Source organism: Actinoplanes sp. NPDC051470 (assembly GCF_040682035.1).
Classification (GTDB): domain Bacteria; phylum Actinomycetota; class Actinomycetes; order Mycobacteriales; family Micromonosporaceae; genus Actinoplanes.
The window spans coordinates 98,500-118,227 of record NZ_JBFBAA010000011.1; the positions used below are offsets into that span (position 1 = coordinate 98,500).

The following is a 19,728-nucleotide window of genomic DNA, read 5'->3' on the forward strand; positions in this document are numbered from 1 at the left end:
GGGTACGGCCGGAGGCGAGCTGCCGCTGGCCGGCCGGATGCCCGCCCTGCCCGGGGAGTCGCGCGCGTCGATCCGTCCGCCGGAGCCGGCCGACACGCCCGGGACCGCGGAAGATGATCCATCTAACAAACCGACGGTCTCGCTGACGCGTTCCGAGCTGGTCGCCGGCCCGGGCGACGGCCCGACGACCCGCGTCGAGCGACCTCAGCCGGACGACGGCGAGACCCGCCGGCTGGTGCCACCACCGACGGTCACCGCCCCCGACGAGGAGCCCACGGTCATCACCCCGACGGCCGGCGCGAGCGGGGCCGGGACCGGCGGCCGAGCGGAAGCCGCGCCGCAAGGCGCGGGTGACGACCAGGCCGCGGACCCGGCTGGGCGGGAGGTGTCGGCGTCACCCGAACCGGTGAACGCCGTCGACATTGCTGACCAGGCCGTTGACGGGGAGCCGACTGGCGTACCCATAAAAAGCGAGACCCGAGCCGCGAAGAAGTGGACATCGGGTGGGGCTTTGATCGCGGTGTTGCTGGCGTTGTTCGGGTTCACCCTGGTGGTCCAGCTGCGCAGCAACAACACCGATGAGGGGCTGGCGTCCGCGCGGCAGGAAGACCTGGTGCGGATCCTGTCCGACCTCGAGTCGCAGGACGCCCGGCTCCAGCAGGAGATCACCGCGCTGGAGACCTCACAGCGGAAGCTGACCTCGGGCGTGGCCGGGCGGGAGGCGGCGCTGGCCGAGGCCGACCGGCGCGCCGAGGAGCTGGGGCTGCTGGCCGGCACGCTGCCGGGACAGGGGCCGGGCCTGCGGATCACCATGGTCGGGGTGAAGGCGTCCGGCGTGCTGAACGCGGTGCAGGAGTTGCGCGGCGCCGGCGGCGAGGTCATGCAGGTGCAGGGGAGTGGCGGTCAGCCGGTGCGGATCGTGGCCTCCACCTACTTCGTCGACGCGCAGGAGGGCGGGATCGCGGTCGACGGGGAGCGGATGGCCGGACCGTACACACTCTCCGTGATCGGCCCGCCGCAGACGATGGAAACCGCGCTCAACATCCCGGGTGGGGTGGTCGCGTCCGTGGAGGGTGACGGCGGTAGCGTACAGGTCGAGCGCCGCGAGGTGGTCGACGTGACCGCCCTGCGCAAGGCGACCACCCTGCAGTACGCACGACCGGTCTCCTGACCGACCAGGCCGGTGTCACTACGGAGGAATGTGTGATTCCTGAGGACCTGCGGTACACGTCCGAGCACGAGTGGGTGGCCTCGGACGGCAGCGGGCCGGTGCGGGTGGGCATCACCCACTTCGCGCAGGACGCGCTGGGCGACATCGTCTACGTGCAGTTGCCCGACGAGGGCACCGAGGTGCGGGCCGGTGACTCGATCGGCGAGATCGAGTCGACCAAGAGCGTGTCCGAGCTCTACGCGCCGATCGCCGGCACGGTGGTGTCGCGCAACGCGACGCTGGCCGACGAGCCGGAACTGATCAACGCGGAGCCGTACGCCGCGGGCTGGCTGGTGGAGATCGCTCCGGCCGATCCGGCGTCGGTGGACGCGTTGCTCGACGCGGCCGGATACCGGGCCCTGACCGAGAACTGAGTCTCCCGCGCGTCCGGTTGTCCGTCGATCCACGGCTGACTAGGCTCGCGTGGCACGTGTAGAACTTGTTATCTCTTCGAAACCTATAGTCGTGTGTCCGGCGTCCCGGACAGCGGCCGTGGGCAGCCGCGTCTGGGCGCCCCGGGTCGCCAGGGGGCACGACCCGCGACAGATCCGTGAGGTGGTCCATGACGCGCCCAGACGACGAGTTTCCCCCACTCGACGTCACGTCCACGCTCAACCTCGGTGCGCTCGACGAGGTGCTCGATGGGCCGGAGACGGACGTTGTCCCGAGCCGGATGTCCGGCTCGCTGCCGCCCGGCATGGCCCTGCTCGTCGTACGCCGGGGGCCGAACGCGGGCGCCCGGTTCCTGCTCGACCACGACGTGACGACCAGCGGCCGGCACCCGGACAGCGACATCTTCCTGGACGACGTGACCGTGTCGCGCCGGCACGCGGAGTTCCACCGCGACCAGGGCACCTTCACGGTGCGTGATGTCGGGTCGTTGAACGGGACGTATGTCAACCGCGAGCGGGTCGAAGCCGCGACGCTCAGCAACGGCGACGAGGTGCAGATCGGCAAGTTCCGTCTCGTGTTCATCGCCGGACCCCGGCCGGAGGGCGAGGGCGGCCACGCGTGACGTCGGCGGGGGCAGCCGCACGCGACCCGGGATCAGCACGCCCGAGCCGCGATGTCGTGCTGATGAGTATCGGTGAGGTGCTTGCTCAGCTCCGCACCGAATTCCCCGACACGACCATCTCCAAGCTGCGGTTCCTCGAGGCGGAAGGCCTCGTCGACCCGCAGCGGACGCCGTCCGGCTACCGGAAGTACTCGCAGGACGACGTGAACCGGCTGCGGTTCGTGCTGACCGCGCAACGGGATCAGTACCTGCCGTTGCGGGTCATCCGGGAGCAGCTGGACAAGCAGGAACTGGAGCCTCCGCAGCGACCCGCTCTGGTCGCCGTCGGGGCCGCCGGTTCCACGCGTGCGGCCGATCCCGCGGACACCCGAGTTCCGCGGGCGGAGCTGCTGCAACGCACCGGGGTGAGCGACGAGATGCTCACCGAGCTGGAGCGGGCCGGGCTGGTGACGGCCCGGCCGCCCGGCTGGTACGACGGCGACCAGGTGGTGATCGTCGAGGCGGTGGCCGGCCTGGCCCGGCACGGCCTCGAACTGCGTCACCTGCGTGCTTTCCGGGCCGGCGCCGACCGCGAGGTCGGCTTGTTCACCCAGCTGCTGGCGCCGCTGGTGCGACAGCACGATCCCGGGGCCCGGGCCCGGGCCGCGGAAACCGCGCGTGAGCTGCAGGCGCTGTCACAGCGGTTGCACGCCGCACTGGTGCGTGCGGGGCTGCGCAACGAATTGGGCCGGTGAAACCCCCGCCGAGGGGCATGCCGCAGCAGACGGACACGGACGGCGTGCGTGTACCGTGCAGGAGTAGGGCAGTCGTTGGAAAGTGCGGCGGCGATGACATCGACACACGGAGGCGGCGGTGCGCGAGCTGAGCGTGGTCGGGGTTCGGGTGGAGCTGCCCAGCAACCAGCCGATCGTTCTGCTCAGAGAGGTCGACGGGGACCGTTACCTGCCGATCTGGATCGGCGCGGTGGAGGCTACCGCCATCGCGTACGAGCAGCAGGGCGTGAAGCCGGCCCGGCCGTTGACCCATGATCTGCTGCGGGACATCCTCGCGGCCCTTCAACAGCCGTTGAAGGCCGTGGAGATCATCGAGCTGAAGGACAACGTGTTCTACGCCGATCTGCTGATCGGTGACAGCCTGCGGGTGTCCGCGCGGCCGAGCGACTCGATCGCCCTGGCGTTGCGGGTGGGTGCTCCGATCCGGTGCGCCGACCAGGTGCTGACCGAGGCCGGCATCGTGATCCCGGACGAGCAGGAGGACGAGGTCGAGAAGTTCCGCGAGTTCCTCGACCAGGTTCGCCCCGAGGACTTCGCCGGATAATCCGGCACGCATCGGGGCAAAGGCCCCGGTCGTCCGTACGCGGCGTGTCGCAGTATTACCTCCCTGTTTCCCGCTCGGCTGAGATATAGGCTCATGGAGTCTCAGTCGGTGGCATGGGGAGGTAGTCGCATGCACGATCAGCCTCTTGAAGGGCCCCAGGTCGGCGAGGACGGTTCCGTCGGCTATCGAGGGGTGACCGCCTGCCACGCGGTCGGCATCAGCTACCGCCAGCTCGACTACTGGGCGCGGACCGCGCTGGTGGTGCCGAGCATCCGGGACGCGTCCGGCTCCGGCACCCAGCGCCTCTACTCGTTCCGCGACCTGGTCGTCCTCAAGGTGGTCAAGCGCCTGCTCGACGCCGGGGTGTCGCTGCAGAACATCCGCAAGGCGATCGAGACGCTGCGCTCGCGTGGGGTGGAAGACCTGGCCGGCATCACGCTGATCTCGGACGGGACCACGGTGTACGAGTGCCGCTCGCCCGAAGAGGTCGTCGACCTGCTCCAGGGCGGCCAGGGTGTGTTCGGCATCGCCATCGGCGGCGCGTTCAAGGAGATCCAGGGCTCGCTGACCAACCTGCCGGCCGAGCCGGCCTCGCCCCAGCCGGTGGGCACCGACACCTCGGCCGAGCCCGCCGCGGGTGACGAGCTCGCCGCTCGCCGGGCCCGCCGCCGCGCCGGCTGACCGTAGTGTCGCTGCGGTGACGCACATCGCCGACAGCCACGATGCCGACGCCGGCAACACGGTGATTGTCATCGAACATCACCAGGCGGTGATGGCACACGCCGATTGGATCATCAACCTCGGTCCCGGCGCGCGCGCCGACGGTGGCCGGGTGGTGTTCACGGGTACGCCGTCCGAGCTGGTCAGCGGGCCGGAAACGCTCACCGCGAGACATCTTCGGGAGTACGCCGGCAACTGAGGCAGCCCGACACGCGGGACGGAATGTGACTGCGGGTATCGACGTGTGCGATCCTTCCCCGGTCTTTTCCACCCCCTGTCCGGCCGCGGAGGTCTCCCGTGTCGTTCGTCTACGCGATCCTGGCGTTTCTGATCGGTCTGCTCGTCGGATGGTTGGTGTGGGGGAGGCGTGCCGCGACGACCCCGGCCGCGTCCGCCGCGCCGGCGTCCGAGGCGGCTGTTGCCGCGCCTTCCTCCGTGCCGGAGGCGGCTTCTCCCGCGCCCGAAACGGCTTCTTCCGCGCCCGAAGCGGTGATCGTGGCGGTCGAGCCGGTCCCGTCCGAGACGATCGAGCCGGTCGAGGACGAGCCCGCTTCGTCGCCGAAGCCGCACCTCTCCGCCGGCCTGGTCGAGGAGACCACGCCTTCGCCGGAGCCCGAGCCTGAGACCGCCCCGGTCCCGCGTCCGGGCGAAATCTCGTCCGCGCCGGTCGAGGAGCCCGAGCCGGTCGCCCGGCCGCACGAGATGTCGGTCGCCCCGGTCGCTGAGCCTGCTCCGATCGCTGACCCCGCACCGATCGCTGACCCCGCACCGATTGCTGAGCCTGCTCCGGTTGCTGAGCCTGCTCCGGTTGCTGAGGCTGCTCCGGTTGCCGAGGCCGCGCCGGTCGCCGCGGTGCCCGCCCAGCGCATCGCCGTCGGCGACGACCTCAAGCGCCTGGAAGGCATCGGCCCCAAGATGGCCGCCGCGCTGCACGCCGCCGGGATCACCACCTACGGCCAGCTGGCCGTGGCCGACGACGCCGCGATCCGCTCGGCGATCACCACGGCGAAGCTGCGCCGCCCGGCCACCGCGGGCACCTGGCCGCGCCAGGCCGCCCTGCTCGCCGAGGGCGACGAGGCGGGCTTCACCGCGCTCGCCCGTACGCTGAAGAGCCGTACCTGACCCTGGCAGTTTCTTGGAGCTCGATGTCCGAATATCGCTCGGACAATCACCGCGACGGCCCCTAGATTCGTGGCATGCCTGATCGACAACGGGCGGTCGCTCTAGGGGCCGCCGCGGTGACCGTCCTGTTCTGGGCGTCCGCCTTCGTCTCCATCCGCAGCGCCGGCTCGGCCTATTCACCGGGCGCGCTGGCCCTGGGCCGGTTGGGCACGGCGGCGCTGCTGCTGGGCGGGTGGGCGCTGATCCGCCGGGTGGGCTGGCCCGATCGCCGGGCCTGGCCGGGCATCCTGACCTCGGGGCTGCTCTGGTTCGGCGGCTACATGGTGTTCCTGAACTGGGGCGAGCGCCTGGTCGACGCGGGCACCGCCGCGCTGCTGGTGAACATCGGCCCGATCCTGATCGCGCTGCTCGGCGTGTGGCTGCTGCGCGAGGGGGCGCCCCGGTCGCTGTGGTTCGGCATCGCGGTGTCGTTCGCCGGCACCGTGGTGGTCGGGCTGTCGATGTCCGCGGGCGGCGGGTCGTCGCTGCTCGGCGTGCTGCTGTGCGTGCTGGCGGCGATCACCTACGCGATCGGGGTGGTCGCTCAGAAACCGGCCCTCCGGTACGGCAGCGCGCTGCAGATCACCACCTACTCCACGCTCGTCGCCACGGTCGCGTTGCTGCCGTTCGCCGGCCGGCTCGCCGGCGAGGTGGCCGGCGCGCCGCTGCCGGCCACGCTGAACATGATCTACCTGGGGGTCGGTCCGACCGCGATCGCGTTCACCACCTGGGCGTACGCGCTGGCGCGCACCACCGCGGGCAAGCTCGGCGCCACCACCTACGTGGTGCCGGCGCTGGTCGTGTTCATGTCGTGGCTGTTCCTGGACGAGGTGCCCGGCTGGCTCACGCTGGCCGGTGGGGCGCTGTGCCTGGCCGGGGTGGCGGTGTCCCGTCGCCGGTCCGCTTCAGACGGTCGAGCAGAAGCGCCAGCGGCGGCCACCCCTCCCGTCCCCGCCGAGCCACCGCCCACGCCCGCATCCGCACCTCGGGACCGCTGAGCCGGACCAGCCGCACGCCCGGCTGCGGTGGCCGGTCGACCGGCAGCAGTCCGATGCCCATTCCGGCCACCAGCAGGTCCTGCAGCAGGATCAGGCTGTCGGCCTGGTGCACGAAGCGCGGGGTGAAACCCATCATCGAACCGAGCGTGCGTACGACGTCCTGCTCGGCCGGGTTGCGCGAGTTGACGATCCAGTCCTGGGCGCCCAGGTCGAGGTCGTCCGGCGCGTCGGCCGGGACCCCCAGCCACCACACGTTCTCCCACAGCGGCCAGGCCAGCAGCGACGCGTCGAAGGTGGCCGGGGCGAGGTTGTAGTCGTACACCAGGGCCAGATCGATCTCGTCGGAGGCCAGCAACGCGAACTGCTCGCCCGGCTCGTACTCGCGGATGGCCACGCCGACCCCCGGGTGGGTGGGCCGGAGGGCGGCCAGGATCGGCAGGAGCGTACGGCGGATCGCGGTCGCGAAGCCGGACACCCGCACCGTGCCGACCGGCTCGGCGGCCGGGTCGAGGTCGAGGCGGGCGGCGTCGACCGCGGCCAGAATGGTCACGCCGTGCGCGGCCAGCCGCCGCCCCGCCGGGGTGAGCCGCACGTTGCGCCCGTCCGGCTCGATCAGCGTGGCCCCGACCTCCTTGGCCAGCGCCGCCACCTGCTGCGACACGGTCGAGGTGGTGATACCCATCTCGTCCGCGACGGCCCGCATCGACTTTCGCCGTTCCAGCTCGATCAGTATTCGCAGGCGGCGGGTCTCCATCGCTCCATCGTCCGGTAATCGTGAATGGTCTGTCCACCAAAAGCACGTGGACGTGAACGATTTCTCAAGGTGAACTTGTGGACATGACGAACAACGCCCGTTCCGGTTCGCTGCTGGCCCTCGGCTCGATGGCCCTGGTGCAGCTCGGCATCGCGGTGTCCGTCGGCCTCATCGACCGGATCGGCGCCGACGGTACGGCCTGGCTCCGGCTGGTCTGGGCCGGCGTGCTGCTGCCGCTGCTGGTCCGCCCCCGCCTGCGCGGCGTGCCGCGGAAGGTTCTGCTCAACGGCGTCCTGCTGGGCGTGGTGACCGCCGGGGTCACCATCCTCTTCACCAACGCGGTGGCCCGGCTGCCGATGGGCACGGCCAGCGCCCTGGAGTTCCTCGGCCCGCTCGGCGTGGCCGTGTTCCGGGGCTCCGGCCGGGCCCGGCTGTGGGCCCTCCCGGCCGCCGCCGGCGTGGTGCTCCTGACCGAGCCCTGGCACGGCGGCGCCGACCCCATCGGCGTGGCGTTCGCCCTGGCCGCCGCGGTCTGCTGGGCCGCGTACATCGTCCTGACCCAACGGGTCGGCGACGCGCTACCCGGCCTCACCGGCCTGGCCGTCTCGATGCCGGTCGCCGGCGTCGCGGCGACCCTGGTGGCCGGCCCGTCGGTCCTCGGCCACCTGAGCCCGTCGTTGCTGCTGGCCGGCGCCGGCCTGGCCCTGCTGCTGCCGGTGATCCCGTTCAGCCTGGAGCTGCTGGCCCTGCGCCGCCTGACAACCGCCGCCTTCGGCACCCTGATGGCCCTGGAGCCGGCCTTCGCCCTGCTGATCGGCCTGCTCGTGCTGAGCCAGGCCCCCACGGCGATCGCGGTGGCCGGCATAGCTTTCGTGGTCCTGGCCGGCATCGGCGCCGAACGCACGGGCGCCCGCGTTGCCCCGTCCGCGGCACCCGCCCCATCGGCCGAGCCGGAGGAGGCCGCCGAGCCCGAGGAGCCCGCCGAGCCGGAAGGGACCGCCGAGCCCGCGCTGGCGTCTGAGCCGTCGCCCGCGCCGGCCGCGCCCGGCCCGTCGGTCGGGCCGGAAGAACCCGCCGAGCCTGCGCTGCGCGTCTGAGTCGGCACCCGCGCCGGCCGGGCCCGCGAAATGATCTTGATTTCGACGCGGCCACCGCCGCCGCCCCCACCCCTCTGGGTGGGCGGGAAGGTAGCACGCGGGCGGCGGGTCCGGCGGGCGCTGTCCACAGGAGACGGCGACTGTGGATGGGCGCCCGTGCTCCGCTACATTCGCGGGCGTGCAGATCCAGGTTCAGGAGGGCTCGCTCGCCGAGGCGCCGACCCACGATGCTTCAGGCATGGACCGGCGGGCGTTCGGGGAGTTCGTCGGGCCCGGGGGTGAGCTCGCCTCCTACGCGTTCGGGTGGGCCGACGCCGCCGAGCACCATGTCGGGCGGCTGACGGTCGGCATCGGGGCCGGGAATCCGGGCGGCGGGACGTTTCATGCCGTGGTGTTCGAGCATGAGGGCGGGCCCGCGTACTCGCTCACCGACGAGCCGTTCGAGCGGGTGCCCGAGGGCGGCCCGGATCTGAGCGCCGAGCAGGCCCGCGCCCACCCGGATCTGCCGTTCGTCTGGTGGGTCGCGGACCAGGTCATGGAGCGGGACCGGCGCGCCTGGTGGATGCGGCACTGGTTGCTGGGCACCACCTGCGTTCAGGCCGGCGAGGTCGGTCGTGAGCCCGTCCTTCGGGTGAGCCACGGCGCCGATGACGGGATGTGGCGGCTCGTCGGCGCGGCCGGCGCGGATGCCGGCGCGGCCAGGATCGTGCACCTGCACCACGCGGTCGAGCACGATCCCGGCCTGCTCGACGTGCTCGACCTGACCGCGGGGCAGAGCGCGGACCGCGACCGCCCGGGCGCGCCCTGGACCCGCCACTAGGACAGCGGCCGCCGGTAGAACAGCGGCGTCAGCGCTCGGCCTCCGAGAGCGGCCCGACGTCGATGACCCGGATCGCGGCCGCGCCCAGTTCGTCCGAGGCGGCCAGGTCGACGGTGGCCTCGATGCCCCAGTCGTGGTCCTCGTCGGGGTCGGCGAAGACCTGCCGGACGCGCCACGTCGACGGGCCCGCCTCGATGTGCAGCAGCGCGGGGCCGCGGGCGTCGGGGCCGGTGCCGATCTGGTCGTACTCGTCGTAGTAGTCGGCCAGGGCGTCGGCCCAGCGGTCGGCCGTCCAGCCGGCCTCGCTGTCGAGGTCGCCCAGTTCGCCGGAGCGGCGCATGGCGGCCAGTTCGACGCGGCGGAACATCGCGTTGCGTACCAGGACCCGGAACGCCCGGACGTTGCGGGTGACCGCGGGCGGCTTGTCGTCGACGCGCGCCGCCGCCTCGTCGGAAGCGGGGTCGAAGGACGGGTCGCGCAGGCGTTCCCACTCGTCGAGCAGGCTGGAGTCGACCTGGCGGACCAGTTCGCCCAGCCACTCGATCAGGTCGGTCAGCTCCTCGGTGCGGGCCTCCTCGGGCACGGTCTGCCGCAGCGCCCGGTACGCGTCGGCCAGGTAGCGCAGCACCAGGCCCTCGGAGCGGGACAGGCCGTAGAACGACACGTACTCGGTGAAGGTCATCGCCCGCTCGTACATGTCGCGGACCACGGACTTCGGCTTCAGCTCGTGGTCGGCGATGTACGGGTGGCCACGCTGGTACGTCTCGTAGGCCGCCTCGAGCATTTCCAGCAGCGGGCGGGGCCAGGTGACGTCCTCGAGCAGTTCCATCCGCTGCTCGTACTCGATGCCCTCGGCCTTCATCGCGTTGACGGCCTCGCCGCGGGCCTTCTGGCGCTGGGCCGACAGCACCTGCCGCGGGTCTTCCAGGGTCGCCTCGATCACCGACACGACGTCGAGCGGGTAGTCCGGTGACTCGCGGTCGAGCAGTTCCAGGCAGGCCAGCGCGAAGGGGGACAGGGCCTGGTTGAGCGCGAAGTCGATCTGGAGGTCTTCGACCAGGCGGTAGGTGCCGCCGGCCTTCTCGATGATTCCGCCGGCCAGGAGGGCGCGCGCGATGGCCACGGTGCGGCGGATGTGGCGGCGTTGCGCGGCCGGGTCCTCGTGGTTCTCCAGCAACAGGTGGCGCATGGCCGAGAACGAGTCGCCGCCGCGGCCGAGGACGTTCAGCAGCATCGCGTGGGACACCTGGAACGACGACGTCAGGGGCTCGGGCTCGGCCTCGATCAGCCGGTCGAACGTGGGCCGGCCGTAGCCGACGGAACCCTCCGGCGGCTTCTTCTTGACCACCTTGCGGCGCTTCTTGGGATCGTCACCGGCCTTGAGCATCGCCCGCTCGTTGTCGATCACGTGTTCCGGCGCCTGCACGATGACCGTGCCGACGGTGTCGTACCCGGCCCGGCCGGCCCGACCGGCGATCTGGTGGAACTCGCGGGCCTTGAGCAGCCGGGTCTTCACCCCGTCGTACTTGGACAGGCCGGTGAACAGGACCGTGCGGATCGGCACGTTGATGCCGACGCCGAGGGTGTCGGTGCCGCAGATCACCTTGAGCAGGCCGGCCTGGGCCAGGGTCTCCACCAGGCGGCGGTACTTGGGCAGCATGCCGGCGTGGTGCACGCCGATGCCGTGCCGGACCAGGCGGGACAGCGTACGCCCGAAGCCGGCGGTGAACCGGAAGTTGCCGATCGCCGCGGCGATCTTGTCCTTCTCCTCGCGCGTGCACATGTTGATGCTCATCAGGGCCTGGGCCCGTTCCAGGGCGGCGGCCTGGGTGAAGTGGACGATGTAGACCGGGGCCTGCCGGGTGTTCAGCAGTTCCTCGATCGTCTCGTGCAGCGGCGTCATGGCGTACTCGAAGAGCAGCGGGACCGGCCGATCGGCCGTGGCGACCACCGCGGTCGACCGGCCGGTGCGCCGCGAGAGGTCGTCGACGAAGCGGGTGGTGTCGCCGAGCGTGGCCGACATCAGCAGGAACTGCGCCTGGGGCAGTTCGATCAATGGCACCTGCCAGGCCCAGCCGCGGTCGGGTTCGGCGTAGAAGTGGAACTCGTCCATCACCACCTGGCCGACGTCGGCGTCCGGGCCCTCGCGCAGCGCCAGGTTGGCCAGGATCTCGGCGGTGCAGGCGATGATCGGCGCGTCCGCGTTCACGCTGGCGTCGCCGGTCAGCATGCCGACGTTGTGGGCGCCGAAGGTCGCGCAGAGGGCGAAGAACTTCTCGGACACCAGCGCCTTGATCGGGGCGGTGTAGAAGGTGGTGCGCTTGTCGGCCAGGGCGGCGAAGTGGGCGCCGGTGGCCACCAGGCTCTTGCCGGAGCCGGTCGGGGTGTTCAGGATGACGTTCGACCCGGTGGTGATCTCCAGGAGCGCTTCCTCCTGGTGCGGGTAGAGCGTCAGCCCCTGCTCGGTCACCCAGCCGGTGAAGGCGTCGAGGACGGTCTCGGGATCTGGGGTGCCGGGCAGGCGTTCGGTCAGGTTCATGATGATGTCCAGTCTATGGACACCGTGATGGCCGGGTACGAGCGCTCGTACCCGGCCATCACGGGGGACCCTTGCGGCGGGGTTACCGCATGATGCGGCCCATGGCGGCCGCCGAGGTGCTGGTGGAGGGGGCGTCGCCGCCGAGCGCGGAGTAGATCGGGCCGGCCACACCGGCGGCGAGGCCGGCGGCGGCGGCGATGACGGCGATGGTGGAGCCGATTCGAGTACGCATCTGGGGAGCTCATTTCGCGTGAGGTGGGGGACCTGACACAAGATTGGGCGGCGCCCATTGCGACTTGGATGATGAGCGGGTGCTGATCGGTAGCAGCCCTAAAGTGAGCGACCGACTACTCATCGTGGCCAGTCGCGCAGGGTGAGACGCAGCGCCGCCACCTCGGCCGGGCCGAGCCCGTAGACCGCGAACCGGGCGTCGTCCAGCCGGTCCAGGTAGCGCCCGGCGTCGGCCAGGTCCTCGTCGTCCAGCGCCGGGTCGGCCGCCCGGGCCAGCGTGAGCACCCGGTCGAGCGGGTAGCGCTCCAGCGCCGCCGCCACGTCGATGTAGTCGCGGACCTCGCGCCGCCCGGCCAGCGCCGCCACCTTGGTCGCGACCAGGTCGTCCAGGTGCATGACGGGCCCGATGTCCATCACCACCGGCGCGCGGCGGCGGTCGAGCCGGCACAGCGTCAGGCGCAGCGCCCGGTCGCCGTCGGCCACCAGGAACTCGCGCAGGTGGTCGTCCATGCCGTCGAACATCTCGTCGGGCGCCTCGCGGGCCACCGCGTACCCGGCGCCGGCCAGCGCCGACGCCACCTCCTCGGCGGCCGCGGCCACGCCGTCCTCGGCGTCGGTGAACAGGTCGACGTCTTCGGTGGGGCGGCGGACCAGGCCGTTGACCAGCCAGGCGACGCCGCCGCCGAGGACGAAGCCGTGCTTGTCGGCCACGCCCAGGGCGATGCGGGCGACGTCGGTGAAGAAGTCGGTCACTTGCCGAGCGCGCGGTGGCGGGCTTCCCACGCCGCGCGTACGCCGCGGGGGAGGTTGAGCCGCGACCACACCCGCGCCAGCGTCGGCCCGTGCAGGTAGTTGCGCAGCTCGTCGGCGCGGACGGCCTCACGCAGCACGTTCTCGTACATCCACAGCAACTCGTCGGGCTGGTCGAGGTCGAACGCGCGCGGCGGGCCCCACCACAGACGCAGCGGCAGCTCGACCGGCCCGTGTTCGGGACCGGTCAGCTCGCGCAGGCTCCCGGCGACCACCACGGGCCGGTGCGGCCGCGCGAGGTGCACCACGGGGCTGGTCATGGGGACAGCGTATCCTGCGCGAACCCGTCGAGCAGCCGGCCACTGGCCGACCGACTCCACCAGACTTACCGGACGGTCAGAAATACCTTTACCTACCGATAGGTGATCAAACGCGGGAGGCGCGGCATGCACGCTCTGATCTCGGGCGCGAGCGTCGCCGGGCCGGTGCTCGCCTACTGGCTGCGCCGGCAGGGCTGGGACGTCACGGTGGTCGAACGGGCGGCGTCCATGCGGGCCGGCGACGGCGGGCACGCGGTCGACCTCTTCGGGCCGGCCGTCGAGGTCGTCGAGCGGATGGGCCTGAGAGCCTTGACGGCACGAGCGCCCGGCTCTCCGACGGCAGCACGGTGGAGGCCGACCTGGTCGTCGGCGCGGACGGGCTGCACTCCGGCGTACGCGGGCTGGCCTTCGGCCCCGAGCGCGACTACCGGCACTTCCTCGGGGCCTACCTCGCGGTCTACACCTTGCCCGACGTGCTGCACGCCGGGCCCACCGTGGCGTCGTTCGCCGCGCCGGGCCTCGCGGCGACCGTCTATCCGACCGCGACGGCCGGCCTGGGCCGGGCCCTGTTCCTGATCCGGACGCCGATCGAGAACCTCACCCCGGCCGCCGCCCGGGACCTGATCGGCGACGCGTTCGGTCCGCGGCTGGCGCCGGTCCTGGAGCACTTCGGCCGGGCCGGCGACTTCTACTTCGACGAGATCGCCCAGATCCGGATGGCGTCCTGGTCGCGCGGCCGGGGCGTACGTGCTGGCGGCCGAACTGGGCGACGGCCGTGACATCCCGGCCGCCCTGGCCCGTTACGAGGCCGCGCTGCGCGAGCCGGTCGGCCACGCCCGCCGGATCGGCCCGTCGGTGCTGGCCTCGATCGTCCCGGGCAGCCGCGCCCAGGTCTGGGCCATGGCCCAGGCCATGCGCCTGCTCCCACGCCTGCCGGGTCCCGTCCGCAGCCGCCTGACCTCGTTCGGTGGTGGCCCGGCGGCCATGCTCAACGGCCTGGAGCTGCCGCCGGCCCGGTGAGGCGGACGCGGACGACCAGGTCGTGCAGGGCGCCGACCGCGTCGGGGTCGGGCTGGTCGGGCAGCCGGGACGCGTCGCGGGCGGCCTCCAGGTCGGTGCGCAGACGGGCCACGTCGTGGTCGAGGGCCGCTCGCACGTCCGGCGGGAACGGGCCGTGCTCGGCCGCGCGCTTGGCCGCGATCAGGTCGGGCACGTAGGCCGGGGCGTCCAGTTCCCGCAGGTCGGCGACCACCTCGCCGGTGCGCATCAGGTGGCGGCCGGTCAGCAGCACGCGCAGCAGGTAGAGCGCGGGCTTGAGCTCGCCGGTCTTGGCGAACAGCTTCTCCTGCGTCGCCGCGAAGCCCAGGTAGTGGTAGGCGTGGTTGCGGGTGACCAGGCGCGGCGCCAGGGCGGTCAGCTCGGCGTGCACGGGCGTGGTCACCACCACCAGCGGGGACAGCAGTTGCTCCAGCACGTACCCGTTGCGGCTGTTCAGAAGGCGGGCGAACTTGAGCAGGTCGTGGCTGACCACGTCGAGCTCGACGCCGTCGCGGAGGCCGTCGGCCTGGAGCGTCTGGGGGCCGGTGCGCAGGCCGACCACCTCGGCGGCGGGCAGCACGTGGCTGGCGCGCAGGTCGAGGTCGGAGTCGACGGACGCGAAGCCGTACAGGTGTGCGCCGCTCACGGTCGCGAAGACCAGGGGATAGGGCAGGTCGGTGGCGATCTGGCCGGCCCACTCCGGCACTTCGGTGGTCATTGCAGGCCCCTTTCGCGTACGCCGATGAGCACCTGATCGATCGTCTCGCGATCCGGCCGATCGGGCAGCCGGGTTTCCGTCGCGGCCGCGGCCAGGTCGGCGAGCAGTTCCGTGGCCCAGTCGGCCCAGGGCGCCTCGCCGTGCTTGATCGCGAGCAGCCGGTCCCGCAGTGGTGACACGTCGACCAGGATGTCGCCGGTACGCAACACATGGGCCCCGGCCAGCAGCAGCCGGATCATGTGCATCGCCTGCTTGTGGTTGACCACCCCGGTGCGCTCGCGGCGGGCCTCGACCCGGGCCAGCTGGTCGCGCGCGCAGTTGCCGTAGGTTTCGGCCACCCGCCGCGACAGGAACGCCCGCCGCGCGTCCCGCAGCGCCCGCCCGTCGGAGGTGATCGTCTCGATCAGCGGCGAGAAGAGCACCTCCAGCACCGTCGGGTTGGCCTGCGCGGCGAGCGTGCAGAACCGCTCGATCTCCCAGGAGAACTCCTCGTCGCGGGGGCCGTCGAGGTGGGTCGGCGGCTTGTCCAGCCGCCAGAACAGCCGGGTGGGCGCGGCGAACACACCCCGCCGGTCGTGGTCGGAGCCGGGGCCGTCGAGCCCGTAGGCCCGGGACCCGACCACGACCGACAGGATCGTGTGCTCGGGGACGAAGGACGTCACAGGTCCAGGACCGTGCCGTCGATCGCGTCGAGCTCGGCCGGGCTGAACGACAGGTTGCCCAGCGCGCCGATGTTGGCCTCCAGCTGGGCCACGCTCGACGCGCCGATGATCAGGCTGGTCATCCGCGGGTCGCGCAGCGCCCAGGCCAGCGCCAGCTGGGCCAGCGACTGGCCGCGGCCCTGGGCGATGTCGTTCAGCGAGTGCAGCCGGCCCATCGTTTTGGCGTCCAGCGCGTCCTCGTCGAGGAAGACGCTGGTGCGCACCCGGGAGTCGTCCGGGATGCCCTGGAAGTAGCGGTCGGTGAGCAGGCCCTGCTGGAGCGGGCTGAACGCGATGCAGCCGGCGCCGGCCGACTCGAGCGCGTCGAGCAGGTGGTCGCGCTCGATCCAGCGGTTCAGCATCGAGTACGACGGCTGGTGGATCAGCAGCGGCGTGCCGAGCTCGGCCAGGATCGCGGCGGCGCGGGTGGTCTGCTCGGCGGTGTAGTTGCTGATCCCGACGTACAGCGCCTTGCCGGCCCGGACCACCGCGTCGAGCGCGGCCATCGTCTCCTCCATCGGGGTGTCCGGGTCGGGCCGGTGGTGGTAGAAGACGTCGACGTAGTCCAGGCCCATCCGCCGGAGCGACTGGTCCAGCGACGAGACCAGGTACTTCCGCGAGCCCCACTCGCCGTACGGGCCCTCCCACATGTGGTAGCCGGCCTTGGTGCTGATGACCAGCTCGTCCCGGTACGGCGCGAGGTCGCTCGCGAGCAGCCGGCCGAAGTTCGACTCGGCGCTGCCGGGCGGCGGCCCGTAGTTGTTGGCCAGGTCGAAGTGGGTCACGCCGAGGTCGAACGCGCGCCGCACGATGGCTCGCTGGGTCTCGAGCGGCCGGGTGTCGCCGAAGTTGTGCCAGAGGCCGAGCGAGATCGCGGGCAGGCGCAGGCCGCTGCGGCCGGCCCGGCGGTAGGTCATCGTCTGGTAGCGGTCGTCCGCCGCGTGGTAGGTCACACACCACACTCTAGGAGCGAGATCATCAGCCGGTGCACTGGTAGTTTGGTCGCCAGCCGCTGCGGGAGAGATCACCGGAGCAAAGGTGGCGCCGAAGGGGCAAATCCTCCCCGGAACCTCTCAGGCACACGGACCGCGCGGGCAGGCGACTCTGAAGGACCCTTCGTGGGTACGACAGAGGGGGAGGGTCTGACACGACGACCCCCGGCCTGGAGTGCGCCCATGACGACTTTTGCCAACCGGCACATCGGTCCTGACGCCGACGAGCAGTCCCAGATGCTCAAGGCGATCGGCTACTCGACGCTGGACGACCTGATGGGCGCCGCGATCCCCGAGGTCATCCGCTGGCACGGCACGCTCGATCTGCCCGCGGCGGCCTCCGAGGAGGAGGCGATCGCCGAGCTGCGCGAGATCGCCGGCCACAACCAGGTCACCACGCCGATGATCGGGCTCGGCTACTACGGCACCGTGACGCCGGCCGTGATCCGCCGCAACGTGCTCGAGAACCCGTCGTGGTACACCGCGTACACCCCGTACCAGCCCGAGATCAGCCAGGGCCGCCTGGAGGCGTTGCTCAACTTCCAGACCATGGTCACCGATCTCACCGGGCTGACCACGGCCAACGCCTCGATGCTGGACGAGAGCACCGCGGTCGCCGAGGCGATGACCCTGGCCAAGCGCGGGTCCAAGAGCAGATCTTCGGTGTACGCGGTGGACGCCGACACCTTCCCGCAGACGCTCGCGATCCTGCGTACCCGGGCCGAGCCTCTCGGTATCGAACTGCGCCTGATCGACGCCTCGCTGGGCGGCGACGACCTGCCCGACGAGTTCTTCGGGCTGCACCTGCAATACCCGGGCGCCTCCGGCGCGGTCCGTGACCACGCCGCGCTCGTCGAGCGGGCCCACGCCGCCGGCGCCCTGGTCACGGTCGCGGCCGACCTGCTCGCGCTGACCCTGCTGCGGCCGCCGGGCGAGATCGGCGCCGACATCGCGGCCGGCACCACCCAGCGCTTCGGGGTGCCGCTCGGCTTCGGCGGCCCGCACGCCGGCTACCTGGCGGTCCGGGCCGGCCTGGAGCGGTCGCTGCCCGGCCGGTTGGTCGGCGTGTCCAAGGACGCGGACGGCGCCCAGGCCTACCGGCTCGCCCTGCAGACCCGCGAGCAGCACATCCGCCGCGAGAAGGCGACCAGCAACATCTGCACGGCGCAGGTCCTGCTGGCGGTGATGGCCAGCATGTACGCGGTCTACCACGGCGCCGACGGGCTGCGCGCGATCGCGAAGCGCATCCATCAGAAGGCCTTGGATCTGGCCGGCGGGCTCGCGGCGGCGGGCATCTCGCCGACGCACGACGCGTTCTTCGACACCGTGACCGTGCGCGTGCCCGGACAAGCCGCCGCCATCGTCGCCGCGGCCGGTGACCAGGACATCGACCTGCGCCTGGTGGACGCCGACACGGTGTCGATCGCCTGCGACGAGACGACGACCGACGCGCACGTCGAAGCCGTCCTGGGCGCCTTCGGGGCCACGGTCGCGTCGCCGGCCGAGTGCGGGGCGGTCGCTCTGGCGCGTACCAGCGAGTTCCTGACCCACCCGGTCTTCACCACCCACCACTCGGAGACCGGCATGCTGCGCTACCTGCGCCGCCTCTCCGACCGCGACTACGCGCTCGACCGGGGCATGATCCCGCTCGGCTCCTGCACGATGAAGCTCAACGCCACCACCGAGATGGAGCCGGTGAGCTGGGCCGAGTTCGCGAACATCCACCCGTACGCCCCGGCGTCGCGCACCGCCGGCTACGAGGCCCTGGTCGCCCAGCTCGAGGGCTGGCTGGCCGAGCTGACCGGCTACGACGCGGTGTCCGTGCAACCCAACGCCGGTTCGCAGGGCGAGCTGGCCGGCCTGCTCGCGATCCGCGGCTACCACCGCTCGCGGGGCGACCTCGACCGGGACGTCTGCCTGATCCCGTCCAGCGCGCACGGCACCAACGCCGCCTCCGCGGTGATGGCTGGCATGCGCGTGGTCGTGGTGGCCTGCGACGACAACGGCAACGTGGACCTGGCCGACCTCGACGCCAAGATCGTCAAGCACGCCGACCGGCTGGCCGCGATCATGGTCACCTACCCGTCGACCCACGGCGTGTACGAGACGTCGATCGCCGACCTCTGCGCCAAGGTGCACGAGGCCGGCGGCCAGGTGTATGTGGACGGCGCCAACCTCAACGCGCTGGTCGGGTTCGCGCGGCCGGGCAAGTTCGGCGCCGACGTTTCGCACCTCAACCTGCACAAGACGTTCTGCATCCCGCACGGCGGCGGCGGTCCCGGCGTCGGCCCGGTCGCGGTGCGCGCCCACCTCGCCGACTTCCTGCCCGGCGACCCGCTCGAGTCCGGCGATCACCACGCGGTGTCGGCGGCGGCGCACGGGTCGGCCGGCATCCTGCCGATCTCGTGGGCCTACCTGCGGATGATGGGCCCCGACGGCCTGGCCGCGGCGACGTCGGTCGCGGTGCTCGCCGCCAACTACGTGGCCGCCCGGCTCGCCGATCACTTCCCGATCCTGTACGCCGGGGAGAACGGCCTGGTGGCCCACGAGTGCATCCTCGACCTGCGCCCGATCACCAAGGCCACCGGCGTCTCGGTGGACGACGTGGCGAAGCGGCTGATCGACTACGGCTTCCACGCGCCGACCATGTCGTTCCCGGTGGCCGGCACGCTGATGGTGGAGCCGACCGAGAGCGAGGACCTGGCCGAGCTCGACCGCTTCTGCGACGCGATGATCGCCATCCGGGCCGAGATCGCCCAGGTCGCGGCCGGTGAGTGGCCGACGGGCGACAATCCGCTGGCGAACGCGCCGCACACGGCGGCCTCGGTGTCGGCCGACGAGTGGGAGCACCCGTACCCGCGCTCGGCGGCGGCGTACCCGGCCGGCGTGGATCGGATGTCGAAGTACTGGGCGCCGGTCCGGCGGATCGACGGGGCCTACGGCGACCGGAATCTGGTCTGCTCGTGCCCGTCGCCGGAAGCCTTCGAGGACTGATCGTCCCCGGCGAGGGGGCCGCGGCTCGGGTGCGGGTCGCGGCCCTGCTGTCGCTACTTTGCGTAGCGGTAACCTTGCGGTTCTTGTTACGCCGCGAGGGCGTGCTTACCCGGTCCGCGGTGCGGCTCGATGACCGTTCCGTCGGGCAGGATCTCGCCCGTGTCCTCAAAGACGATGACGCCGTTGCAAAGCAGGCTCCAACCCTGCTCGCGACAGGTCGCGACGATCCGGGCGGCCTCGCGGTCCGTGGCTCCGGCGGGTGGGCAAGGGCTCTTGTGCTGGCACATCAGGGGTATCTCCGATAGGGGCTGTGTGATGATTCACAACTGCGGTGACGAACGTTACCTCACTCC

At 71.9% G+C, this 19,728-nt stretch carries 21 protein-coding genes, 2 pseudogenes and 1 riboswitch; of the genes and pseudogenes, 14 read left to right on the top strand and 9 right to left on the bottom strand.

Going from position 1 to position 19,728, the window contains the following annotated elements; all coding sequences use genetic code 11:
• Positions 1 to 463 precede the first annotated feature (463 nt).
• From AB0M54_RS20635 to AB0M54_RS20675, 9 genes and pseudogenes are all read left to right on the top strand, one after another.
• Positions 464 to 1,171 carry a DUF881 domain-containing protein gene (locus tag AB0M54_RS20635; RefSeq protein ID WP_364326185.1) on the top strand — a complete coding sequence of 236 codons (708 nt, stop codon included), beginning with the start codon at positions 464 to 466 and terminating at the stop codon, positions 1,169 to 1,171.
• A gap of 32 nt (positions 1,172 to 1,203) precedes the next feature.
• Positions 1,204 to 1,584: a glycine cleavage system protein GcvH gene (gene gcvH, locus AB0M54_RS20640; protein WP_364326018.1), complete on the top strand. Its 381-nt coding sequence runs from the start codon at positions 1,204 to 1,206 to the stop codon at positions 1,582 to 1,584.
• Between the two features lie 188 nt (positions 1,585 to 1,772).
• Positions 1,773 to 2,225: an FHA domain-containing protein gene (locus AB0M54_RS20645; RefSeq protein ID WP_364473099.1), complete on the top strand. Its 453-nt coding sequence runs from the start codon at positions 1,773 to 1,775 to the stop codon at positions 2,223 to 2,225.
• A 62-nt stretch (positions 2,226 to 2,287) separates the two neighbouring features.
• Entirely contained in the window at positions 2,288 to 2,959 is a 672-nt protein-coding gene (locus AB0M54_RS20650) for a MerR family transcriptional regulator (RefSeq protein WP_364326014.1), read from the top strand.
• Positions 2,960 to 3,077: 118 nt separating this feature from the next.
• On the top strand, positions 3,078 to 3,542 hold the full coding sequence (locus AB0M54_RS20655; RefSeq protein ID WP_364326011.1) for a bifunctional nuclease family protein: 465 nt from the start codon (positions 3,078 to 3,080) through the stop codon (positions 3,540 to 3,542).
• 129 nt (positions 3,543 to 3,671) lie between these two features.
• Positions 3,672 to 4,223, top strand: coding sequence for a MerR family transcriptional regulator (locus AB0M54_RS20660; protein WP_364326008.1), 552 nt, complete (start codon positions 3,672 to 3,674; stop codon positions 4,221 to 4,223).
• A 52-nt stretch (positions 4,224 to 4,275) separates the two neighbouring features.
• Positions 4,276 to 4,461 (top strand): annotated as a pseudogene (locus tag AB0M54_RS20665) (hypothetical protein); the annotation flags it as partial.
• Positions 4,462 to 4,559: 98 nt separating this feature from the next.
• Positions 4,560 to 5,384 (top strand): helix-hairpin-helix domain-containing protein, encoded by an 825-nt coding sequence (locus AB0M54_RS20670; protein ID WP_364473101.1) that lies wholly within the window; start codon positions 4,560 to 4,562, stop codon positions 5,382 to 5,384.
• 74 nt (positions 5,385 to 5,458) lie between these two features.
• Positions 5,459 to 6,421, top strand: a complete 963-nt coding sequence (locus AB0M54_RS20675) for a DMT family transporter (RefSeq protein WP_364326003.1) — start codon at positions 5,459 to 5,461, stop codon at positions 6,419 to 6,421.
• Here the strand turns inward: AB0M54_RS20675 and AB0M54_RS20680 are convergent.
• Positions 6,384 to 7,175, bottom strand: a pseudogene (locus AB0M54_RS20680) (LysR family transcriptional regulator); the annotation flags it as partial. The gene AB0M54_RS20675 and the pseudogene AB0M54_RS20680 sit on opposite strands and share 38 nt — an antisense overlap.
• Before the next feature lie 83 nt (positions 7,176 to 7,258).
• Between AB0M54_RS20680 and AB0M54_RS20685 the strand changes: the two are divergent.
• The gene (locus tag AB0M54_RS20685) at positions 7,259 to 8,272 is read left to right on the top strand and encodes an EamA family transporter (protein ID WP_364473103.1); all 1,014 of its coding nucleotides are present in this window, start codon (positions 7,259 to 7,261) and stop codon (positions 8,270 to 8,272) included.
• 178 nt (positions 8,273 to 8,450) lie between these two features.
• The gene (locus AB0M54_RS20690) at positions 8,451 to 9,092 is read left to right on the top strand and encodes a hypothetical protein (RefSeq protein ID WP_364473105.1); all 642 of its coding nucleotides are present in this window, start codon (positions 8,451 to 8,453) and stop codon (positions 9,090 to 9,092) included.
• A 28-nt stretch (positions 9,093 to 9,120) separates the two neighbouring features.
• Here the strand turns inward: AB0M54_RS20690 and AB0M54_RS20695 are convergent, their stop codons facing one another.
• The 4 genes from AB0M54_RS20695 to AB0M54_RS20710 all read right to left on the bottom strand — a co-directional run bounded on the left by AB0M54_RS20695 (position 9,121) and on the right by AB0M54_RS20710 (position 12,932).
• Positions 9,121 to 11,631, bottom strand: coding sequence for a DUF3516 domain-containing protein (locus tag AB0M54_RS20695; RefSeq protein WP_364473106.1), 2,511 nt, complete (start codon positions 11,629 to 11,631; stop codon positions 9,121 to 9,123).
• An 82-nt stretch (positions 11,632 to 11,713) separates the two neighbouring features.
• On the bottom strand, positions 11,714 to 11,863 hold the full coding sequence (locus AB0M54_RS20700) for a hypothetical protein (RefSeq protein ID WP_364473108.1): 150 nt from the start codon (positions 11,861 to 11,863) through the stop codon (positions 11,714 to 11,716).
• A 119-nt stretch (positions 11,864 to 11,982) separates the two neighbouring features.
• Positions 11,983 to 12,615 carry a nucleotidyl transferase AbiEii/AbiGii toxin family protein gene (locus tag AB0M54_RS20705; RefSeq protein ID WP_364325988.1) on the bottom strand — a complete coding sequence of 211 codons (633 nt, stop codon included), beginning with the start codon at positions 12,613 to 12,615 and terminating at the stop codon, positions 11,983 to 11,985.
• On the bottom strand, positions 12,612 to 12,932 hold the full coding sequence (locus tag AB0M54_RS20710; RefSeq protein WP_364325985.1) for a hypothetical protein: 321 nt from the start codon (positions 12,930 to 12,932) through the stop codon (positions 12,612 to 12,614). The genes AB0M54_RS20705 and AB0M54_RS20710 overlap by 4 nt, the downstream gene beginning before the upstream one ends.
• A 347-nt stretch (positions 12,933 to 13,279) precedes the next feature.
• Here AB0M54_RS20710 and AB0M54_RS20715 point away from each other — a divergent pair, with 347 nt between their 5' ends.
• Together AB0M54_RS20715 and AB0M54_RS20720 are read left to right on the top strand one after the other, a co-directional pair.
• A complete protein-coding gene (locus AB0M54_RS20715; RefSeq protein WP_364473110.1) occupies positions 13,280 to 13,711 on the top strand; it encodes a hypothetical protein in 432 nt (143 codons plus the stop codon).
• Positions 13,680 to 13,952: a hypothetical protein gene (locus tag AB0M54_RS20720; protein WP_364473112.1), complete on the top strand. Its 273-nt coding sequence runs from the start codon at positions 13,680 to 13,682 to the stop codon at positions 13,950 to 13,952. The genes AB0M54_RS20715 and AB0M54_RS20720 overlap by 32 nt, the downstream gene beginning before the upstream one ends.
• On the opposite strand, the gene AB0M54_RS20725 is transcribed toward AB0M54_RS20720, so the two are convergent.
• From AB0M54_RS20725 to mgrA, 3 genes are read right to left on the bottom strand one after another with little or no spacing between them, the layout of a single operon-like run.
• On the bottom strand, positions 13,921 to 14,688 hold the full coding sequence (locus tag AB0M54_RS20725) for a nucleotidyltransferase domain-containing protein (protein WP_364473114.1): 768 nt from the start codon (positions 14,686 to 14,688) through the stop codon (positions 13,921 to 13,923). The genes AB0M54_RS20720 and AB0M54_RS20725 overlap by 32 nt on opposite strands.
• Positions 14,685 to 15,350, bottom strand: coding sequence for a nucleotidyltransferase domain-containing protein (locus AB0M54_RS20730; protein WP_364473116.1), 666 nt, complete (start codon positions 15,348 to 15,350; stop codon positions 14,685 to 14,687). Before AB0M54_RS20730 ends, AB0M54_RS20725 begins: the two co-directional genes overlap by 4 nt.
• On the bottom strand, positions 15,347 to 16,342 hold the full coding sequence (gene mgrA / locus AB0M54_RS20735) for an L-glyceraldehyde 3-phosphate reductase (protein WP_364473118.1): 996 nt from the start codon (positions 16,340 to 16,342) through the stop codon (positions 15,347 to 15,349). Before mgrA ends, AB0M54_RS20730 begins: the two co-directional genes overlap by 4 nt.
• A 52-nt stretch (positions 16,343 to 16,394) precedes the next feature.
• Positions 16,395 to 16,488: riboswitch (glycine riboswitch) on the top strand.
• 76 nt (positions 16,489 to 16,564) lie between these two features.
• Here mgrA and gcvP point away from each other — a divergent pair.
• The gene (gene gcvP / locus AB0M54_RS20740; protein ID WP_364473120.1) at positions 16,565 to 19,375 is read left to right on the top strand and encodes an aminomethyl-transferring glycine dehydrogenase; all 2,811 of its coding nucleotides are present in this window, start codon (positions 16,565 to 16,567) and stop codon (positions 19,373 to 19,375) included.
• Positions 19,376 to 19,461: 86 nt separating this feature from the next.
• Here the strand turns inward: gcvP and AB0M54_RS20745 are convergent, their stop codons facing one another.
• Positions 19,462 to 19,662, bottom strand: coding sequence for a DUF5999 family protein (locus AB0M54_RS20745; protein ID WP_364325965.1), 201 nt, complete (start codon positions 19,660 to 19,662; stop codon positions 19,462 to 19,464).
• Positions 19,663 to 19,728 lie beyond the last annotated feature (66 nt).

What these genes read in the sequence shown, in the direction of transcription:
- AB0M54_RS20645 (WP_364473099.1), top strand. Translation starts at nt 1,773, where the DNA reads ATGACGCGCCCAGACGACGAGTTTCCCCCACTCGACGTCACGTCCACG.
- AB0M54_RS20650 (WP_364326014.1), top strand. Translation starts at nt 2,288, where the DNA reads ATGAGTATCGGTGAGGTGCTTGCTCAGCTCCGCACCGAATTCCCCGAC.
- AB0M54_RS20660 (WP_364326008.1), top strand. Translation starts at nt 3,672, where the DNA reads ATGCACGATCAGCCTCTTGAAGGGCCCCAGGTCGGCGAGGACGGTTCC.
- AB0M54_RS20675 (WP_364326003.1), top strand. Translation starts at nt 5,459, where the DNA reads ATGCCTGATCGACAACGGGCGGTCGCTCTAGGGGCCGCCGCGGTGACC.
- AB0M54_RS20685 (WP_364473103.1), top strand. Translation starts at nt 7,259, where the DNA reads ATGACGAACAACGCCCGTTCCGGTTCGCTGCTGGCCCTCGGCTCGATG.
- AB0M54_RS20695 (WP_364473106.1), bottom strand. Translation starts at nt 11,631, where the DNA reads ATGAACCTGACCGAACGCCTGCCCGGCACCCCAGATCCCGAGACCGTC.
- AB0M54_RS20700 (WP_364473108.1), bottom strand. Translation starts at nt 11,863, where the DNA reads ATGCGTACTCGAATCGGCTCCACCATCGCCGTCATCGCCGCCGCCGCC.
- AB0M54_RS20710 (WP_364325985.1), bottom strand. Translation starts at nt 12,932, where the DNA reads ATGACCAGCCCCGTGGTGCACCTCGCGCGGCCGCACCGGCCCGTGGTG.
- AB0M54_RS20725 (WP_364473114.1), bottom strand. Translation starts at nt 14,688, where the DNA reads ATGACCACCGAAGTGCCGGAGTGGGCCGGCCAGATCGCCACCGACCTG.
- gcvP (WP_364473120.1), top strand. Translation starts at nt 16,565, where the DNA reads ATGACGACTTTTGCCAACCGGCACATCGGTCCTGACGCCGACGAGCAG.
- AB0M54_RS20745 (WP_364325965.1), bottom strand. Translation starts at nt 19,662, where the DNA reads ATGTGCCAGCACAAGAGCCCTTGCCCACCCGCCGGAGCCACGGACCGC.